This is a genomic window from Crocosphaera sp. Alani8, from assembly GCF_038442745.1.
Taxonomy (GTDB): Bacteria; Cyanobacteriota; Cyanobacteriia; order Cyanobacteriales; family Microcystaceae; genus Crocosphaera.
In genome coordinates this window covers 1-6,641 of the sequence record NZ_JARVCN010000187.1, presented here as the reverse complement: position 1 = coordinate 6,641, position 6,641 = coordinate 1, and the positions used below count along the sequence as shown (strand labels likewise).

Here is a 6,641-nt window from a genome sequence, read left to right as displayed (position 1 = left end):
GTCTAGATTTACTATTCTTTCATTTTCTCACACCTCATTCCTGATTGCTATATATCTTACGGATTAACACTTATTCTGTTATCCTTAAACAAGGAAAAAGTTTTGTGATTTTGATCATAGGATTTTATAGTAGTATTTTATTAATTGGACTAAATCCTTCAGTATTAGCTGGTGCGGGAATTTTAGCTGTCGCATTTGCTTTTCTGTCTCGTAACTTATTAGAAGATATGCTCAATGGTATCTTGATTTTATGGACTGATCGCTATGCTATTGGAGATGTAATTGATATTAATGGGATGGGTGGATTAGTAGTAGAAAATATTAATTTATTTGTGACATCTTTACGTAATCTAGATGGACAAGTTATTGCTATCCCTAATAGTAAAATTTCTACCGTTGTTAATCATACTAAAGATTGGTCAAGGGTTAATTTTACTATAAAAATTGCTTGGCATGAAAACATCAAGAGAGCTATAGAAATAATGATGAAAGTAGCTGATGAAATGGAAAGCGAAGCCCAATGGAAGCACAAATTTTTAGAACCTTTAGAAGTTTTAGGGGTTGACGAAGTTTCCCACGAGGGGATATTAATTCATCTTTTAATCAAAACTAAACCTAGTGAACATTGGTCTGTTGGTCGAGAATTTCGCTTACGAGTAAAAGAAGCATTCGATCAGGAAAATATTATGTTGGGAATTCCTCATCATACCGTTTCTCTTATCAATAAATCTAATAATGAAGACCAATTATTATCTTATATCGTCCCTGAACAAGACAATTAAATATCCAGTAATAGTGCTGATTATCTTATCTCTAACTCAGGTAACCCGACTTCGGTTTTATCAATGGATAATGGATAATTGACAATTGATAATTAATTAATTCGCTTCAAGGATAAATAAGAACTGCTATATATTGTTATCCTGGTAACTTAGAAAGCGATCGCCTAATTTCATCCCCATGAGTAACCCTTTTGGTCAATATATAATCCCTGTTCTGGCCATTTTGATCAACATTCACGCCCCCCATAGCTTAGCCCTATCTGCTAAGGAAATCAGCCGTACAGCCAAAAAAATCACAGTTTTGATCGAGGGACCCGGCAGCAACGGAACCGGACTCATCATCAACAAAAGCGGTCAAACCTATAGCTTATTTACCGCAGCCCACGTGGTGGGTAATATTAACCCAGGAGAAGAGGCCTACGTGGTTACTCCTGACCAAAAACGGCATTTAATCAATACTCGAACCATAGAAATCATCCCAGGTGTGGACCTAGCAGTGGTGGAATTTAATAGCGATCGCATCTACCCCACTGCCAAACTAGCCAACGGCAGTCAACTCACAGAAGGGTCAACGGTTTATGTCTCTGGGTTTCCCCTCCCCACCACCGCCATTAACGCTTCCATTTACACTTTTGTCCCTGGAAAAATTACCGCTACAGGAGGCTTAAGAGACGGCTACGGCTTAGTTTATACCAATAATACCCTACCTGGCATGAGTGGGGGCCCAGTGTTAAATCAACAGGGGGAAGTGGTTGGTATTCATGGAAGGGCCGATACTACCTCAACCCAGACAACAGGTTACGATAACATCTACATCAAAACCGGCTTAAATCTGGGAGTACCTTTGACCCCTAACTTAATAGCAAAAGTAAAAGCCGCCCCAACTCCCCCCTTATCACCACCACCGTCACCCACCATTATTGTCGATCCGGTGCAACCGTCTTCTAGTACCCTAGTGTCTCAAACCACAGGAGTGGACTACACTGCCTTACAAAAGCTTTTAAAAGCCCAAAACTGGCAAAAAGCCGATCAAATAACCTACGATCTCCTCTCAAAAGCAGGAGACCAAGATAATTCCGGTTTTGTAACTAGCACAGAATACAAAGACATTTCCTGCGAAGATTTACAAACCATCGATCGCCTTTGGTTAGAATCTTCTCAAGGAAGATTTGGACTGAGTGTGCAACAAAGAATTTACAAAGGTTTAGGGGGATCTCAACAAGTAGACATTAACAATTATCGTAACTTCGCTCAACAAGTAGGATGGGTAAAACGAGACAATCCCAATGATCCCGATTATTATTTATATGATGACCTTGACTTCTCTCTCAATGCTCCTCCAGGTCATTTACCCCGTTGGAGTTGGGGACTAAACATCGCCGTGGTTTATAGTCGAATGCCTTACCTAACCCCAAGATTATCCGAGTGTCAATTGTTATAAAGCACCGAAGATATTAAGGTTAAACCTATTGTATTATCGGCTTACTGTTCCCAATAACTCTCTCCCTAACACATACCGAAATTAATATATATAAACCCTCATTGTATGATTTCTATTTAACTGATTATGTGGCAAGCTCAACCTATTGATTCCTCAAAGAAAAATTTTCAACAGTTAAATGAGGCCCTTATTCAAGCAACGTTGAGGGAAAAAGCAACTCGATCGCCCCAACTTCTGCACGTTAAACCCCTAGATAGTTTGTTGTTAGCCATCGCCACTGTGGGGGAAAACATAGAAAAATCTCCACACACCATTTTACCCACAGTTCAGGCCAGTTTGCGCGTAACAATGGAAAAGGCCAGGGAAAAAAATTGTTGCTCCCTTCATCAAGACAAAGTAGGTACCGTAGCAGTTAGTGCCGACGGGAACCTCATTGCTAGTGGAAGTTGGGATGGAACCATTGGACTATGGAACCCCCAAGGAAAATTACTATCAGATCCCCTACGAGGCCACTCAGAACAAGTGACGGCCTTGGCTTTTAGCCCCGATGGTCAACACTTAATCAGTGGTAGTAGCGATGGCACCTTTATCCTTTGGAACCGTCAAGGCCAACCCCTAACCAACCGGCTAGAGGCCCACGATCTGGGGATAACTGCTTTAGCTTGTAGTTCTGGGGGAGATTATTTTGTCACTGGTAGCAGCGATCGCAACTTACAACTGTGGGATTTTCAAGGTCAACCCCTAAAACCCCCTTTTAGCGGTCACGATGGGGAAATAACCAGTATCGCCATTAGTCCGGATGGTCAAACCATTGTCAGTAGTAGTTGGGATAAAACCCTACGACTTTGGAATCTGGAAGGAAAGGAAATAATTGACCCCATCGCTATCCATCAACAACGGGTGGAATCTGTTGCTTTTAGTGCCAATGGCCAATATTTTGTTAGCGCAAGTTGGGATAAAACCGTTCGTTTTTGGGACTTGAAGGGACGAGAGATCAACTCTCCCATACAAGGACACACAGATTATGTTTTATGTGTGGCCATTAGTCCCGATGGCCAAACCATTGCTACCGGTAGCAGCGATCGCACTATTCGTCTCTGGAACCGCAACGGACAGATGCTCTTTACCCCTTTCCTGGGCCATCAAGGATCTGTTCGAGATATTGCTTTTACCCCCGATGGGAAAACCTTAATTAGTGGTAGCAGCGATGGCACTGTCCGCTTTTGGGATCTTGGCAGTGAACGCTTATTTAAAGGTACCAAGAGTCCAAATTGTGCGGTGTGGGACTTGGCTATCAGTCCAGATGGTCAACGGTTGATTAGTAACTGGGGTCAGGGGTTTATCCGTTGCTGGAGTTTAGAGGGAAAGCCTCTCAGCGAACCTATTGAGGCCCATAATACAGATGTTACTTGTTTGGCTTATTCTCCCCAGGGAGACAGTTTTGTTACAGGGGGTTGGGACGAGAAGATTCGTCTCTGGACTGTTGAAGGAAAGCCCCTTACAAAGCCTATTCAAGCCCACGACGGGGATGTAACTTGTCTAGCGTATCACCCCCAAGGAACCTACTTTGTCAGTGCTGGACGGGATGGTATGGTCAAGCTGTGGACTTCTCGAGGGGAGTTGTGTCAGCAGGGAAGGGTGCATAATGAGATCACTGCCGTTTTATTTACACCCGATGGTAATAAGGTGATAGTGAGCGATGATAAGGGAAAAATTTGGCAATGGGAAAGGGAAAATTCCTGGTCAGGAAGGGTTATTTATGAGGGGGATGCAGGAAAAGTTACGAATCTCGCTATTAGTCCTGATGGCAAGGTCTTAGTTAGTGGGAACGAACAGGGAAATATTTATTTTTTAAACCTGGAAAATGTCACCCAGACCCCTATTCTGGCTTCTCACAATGCTTCTATCACAGGACTTGCTTTTAGTCCCTGTGGTCAACTGTTGGTTAGTGGTGGGTCGGACGGAAATTTACGGTTATGGACCGTTAAAGGAGAGTCTTTGAGTTATCCTCAAGCTAACCAAAATAATCAGGTTAGTTGTGTTATTTTTACCCCAGATGGTCAGGGTTTGATTAGTGGTTATTTGGACGGAACTATTAAAATTGAAATTGGGGGAACTTGGCAAAATTGGCTAACCATTTGTTCTCAAAGATTGTCTAATCATCCCCAAATAATATCTCCTCAAACTGAAGTAGAGAAACAAAGTTCTTTGATTATTAAAAAATGGTTATTGGGAACTTTAAGAGTATCGCCGAAAATAAAAAATAGTCGCCGTAAACGTCAAAAACTTTCTCCTTTTCGCATCAAAATGAACTACGTGGGTGTAGGATTTATTGGGGCATTTTTGACATTTACCACTGTTGGCTTTACGTTACAATCTCCTTACATTTCTGGTGTATGTAAACTGTTGAATAATTGTGCTAGAGATCAAGAATTTGAAAATCTTTATAACCAGGCCTTGAAAGAAGGAGACGAAATAATATTAAAGATGGATGATACAGACACGGCAGAGGAATTGAAACAATACAGGGATAGTTTAATCGCTATTAGTGGTCAACTCCAAGGGTTTCCTCAAGACATCTCGGTTTATACCCAATCCCAAGAAGCATTGAGCCGTTTTCAACAAGAATTAACCAAAATAGATGTTACCCTTTCCCAAGAAGAAAAAGCAAGAGAACAATTGACTAAAGCTTCTGATTTAGCAATAGAAGCTACCCAAATTTTACAAGCTGCTAACACAATCGAAGATTATCAACAAGCAAAACAACAATGGGAAGAAGTTCAACAACAACTTAATAGTATTTCTCCCGATAAATTTTTGGACTCTCAATTAAAAACAGAGAAAAAATCCACAGAAACAACCATTAATAATATTAATGACAAAATAGAAGAACTCGACGATCAAATAGATAGAAAGCAAGAGTTTAGACGAGAATTTAATAACATTAATAAACTAATTAAGGAAGCGATCGCCACAACAGAATCAGCTAAAACTATTCAGGATTATAATCTAGCTAAAAATCAGTGGCAAATTATACAAAATAAACTAACTAACCTCGATGGTTATAGAGATCCTAAGTTACAAGAACAAATTAATAATCAATTACTAGGAATAAATGAGCAAATTGAACGAATTGCTACTAACATAGAAGAATCTAAAAATAGTCAATCAAACAACAATCAACCCCTCGTTTCTCCAACTCCTAAAATAAATCAGAAACCCGACAAAAATGAGCTAAAACCACCTAGTCCAGTCCCCGAAACCTCTCCCAGTCCAGCACCCTTATGGTAGCTTGAGTAGATCGAAAGCGTACAAGGAAGGGGAGGTCATTTAAAAGCAATTTTCATTTGCATAGATTACAGAGTAAAAGAAAAATACTCCCCACACTTCCTACCCCTCCCTGTTACTGAGCGAAGTCGAAGTAAACCGAGATTTTGATACACCCAATTGAAAACTGCTATAGTAGCTTTTTTTATTAAATAAAAACTGCACTAGCCTTTTTTTGCTTGCGAATCTCTTGCCAGATACCTGATGCCGCTAGGGCCCCATCGGCGGCAGCAATGACAACTTGATTCAGTCCTACTTTTAAGTCCCCAATAGCAAAAATTCGTGGGTGAGAGGTGCGACACATTCTATCGGTGACTAAATTTTCTCCTTGACGTTGGAGATCGATCCCAGAGAGATAACCTGAGTGATATTGTGAACCCATAGAAATTAGCCCCGCATCCAAATTAATTACGGAACCATCCATTAGTTGAACCCCTGACATTTGATGATTTTCTCCTAGAAATTGCTCAATGGGTTCTTCTACTAATTCATAGCCATGATCTTCCAATCTTTCGCGGAATTGTAAGCTAACATCAAACATATCTTGAGTAAAGAGGGTGATATGGGGGGTAAACCAACCTAAACTAAAGGCTACTTCTAAACTGCGTTGGTTTTTGCCAAAGATACCTACTTTTTTATCCACCATTTCATAGCCATCGCAGATTAAGCAAACGTGCAAGTTGTATCCTGCATATTCATAGACATTTTGCATATCATCCAGAAAGGGTAGGTTATCAATAATACCACTGGCTGCAATAATATATTTGCTACGAAATTCTGCATAAATACTATCGTTGCGTCCCACTTTAACACGCACAAGAAAGGTATCTCCCTCATCAATTACTTCTTCGACATAACCATTCAATAAGTCTCCTCCTAAAGATAAATAATGGTCTTTTCCTTGTTTTAATAAACTGCGGCCAGAGGTATCTGGTGGCAAACCGAGATAGTTGTGAAGTTCTTGCATCCAAAAAGAGCGCGCTTTGCCTTTGTCAATAATTAAACTGGATAAGAGATAACGTTGTAAATAGATTCCGGCGTATCTTCTCAAAAAGCCAGGGGTCACTCGCTGCGAAAACTTAGGCCAAACA

4 protein-coding genes are annotated in these 6,641 nt (G+C 40.6%); 3 read left to right on the top strand and 1 reads right to left on the bottom strand.

Going from position 1 to position 6,641, the window contains the following annotated elements; genetic code table 11:
- The first annotated feature begins 104 nt into the window (after positions 1-104).
- The 3 genes from P9B04_RS12145 (at position 105) to P9B04_RS12135 (ending at position 5,514) form a co-directional block, all read left to right on the top strand.
- Positions 105-782, top strand: coding sequence for a mechanosensitive ion channel family protein (locus P9B04_RS12145; RefSeq protein ID WP_342055253.1), 678 nt, complete (start codon positions 105-107; stop codon positions 780-782).
- Positions 783-960: 178 nt separating this feature from the next.
- A complete protein-coding gene (locus P9B04_RS12140) occupies positions 961-2,223 on the top strand; it encodes a GUN4 domain-containing protein (protein WP_342055252.1) in 1,263 nt (420 codons plus the stop codon).
- A 126-nt stretch (positions 2,224-2,349) separates the two neighbouring features.
- Complete coding sequence (locus P9B04_RS12135) at positions 2,350-5,514, top strand: WD40 domain-containing protein (protein WP_342055251.1); 3,165 nt, start codon at positions 2,350-2,352, stop codon at positions 5,512-5,514.
- A 184-nt stretch (positions 5,515-5,698) separates the two neighbouring features.
- On the opposite strand, the gene P9B04_RS12130 is transcribed toward P9B04_RS12135, so the two are convergent.
- On the bottom strand, positions 5,699-6,641 hold a 943-nt coding region (locus tag P9B04_RS12130), incomplete at its 5' end, for an NAD(P)/FAD-dependent oxidoreductase (protein ID WP_342055250.1).